This window comes from Psychrobacter sp. 1Y4 (assembly GCF_051847555.1).
The window spans coordinates 1-608 of the sequence record NZ_JBPYDE010000811.1; the positions used below are offsets into that span (position 1 = coordinate 1).

General features: G+C 47.4%; 1 protein-coding gene. It reads left to right on the forward strand.

The features are described from left to right. A partial coding sequence (locus tag ACS8FC_RS19010) for a 3-hydroxyacyl-CoA dehydrogenase family protein (RefSeq protein WP_439297936.1) occupies positions 1 to 608 on the forward strand: 608 nt, incomplete at both ends.

The window sequence follows — 608 nt, forward strand, 5'->3', positions numbered from 1 at the left end:
TATGCGTCCAATACTTCAACGCTACCGATTACAGGATTGGCAAAAGCCAGTACGCGACCAAACCAGTTCATTGGTCTGCATTTTTTCTCGCCAGTAGATAAGATGTCGCTCGTTGAGATCATCATGGGCGCGCAAACCGACGATGCGACATTGGCCAAAGCTTTCGACTATGTTGTACAAATAGGCAAAACGCCTATCGTCGTCAATGACAGTCATGGCTTTTATACCTCCAGAGTATTTGGCACCTATGTATCAGAGGGCATCGCGATGCTGGGCGAAGGTGTCCATCCGCGTAGTATCGAAGTTGCCGGACTAAAAACAGGTATGCCGATGCCGCCCTTAGCATTGCAAGATGAGGTGTCATTGAGCTTAGCATTACATGTCAGCGAGCAGCAGCAACTTGATATGGCAGCTGAAGGTAAACCAATCGTAGTGCGCCCTTCTTATGACATACTAAAAACACTGGTCAATGAGCATGGGCGCGAAGGTAAGAAAAACGGTAAGGGCTTCTATGATTATCCAACAGAGGGTGATAAGCATTTATGGCCTGAGCTGATAAACTTATATCCGCCAAAGTCAGAGCAACCCTCGCAGCAAGATTTGGTGGA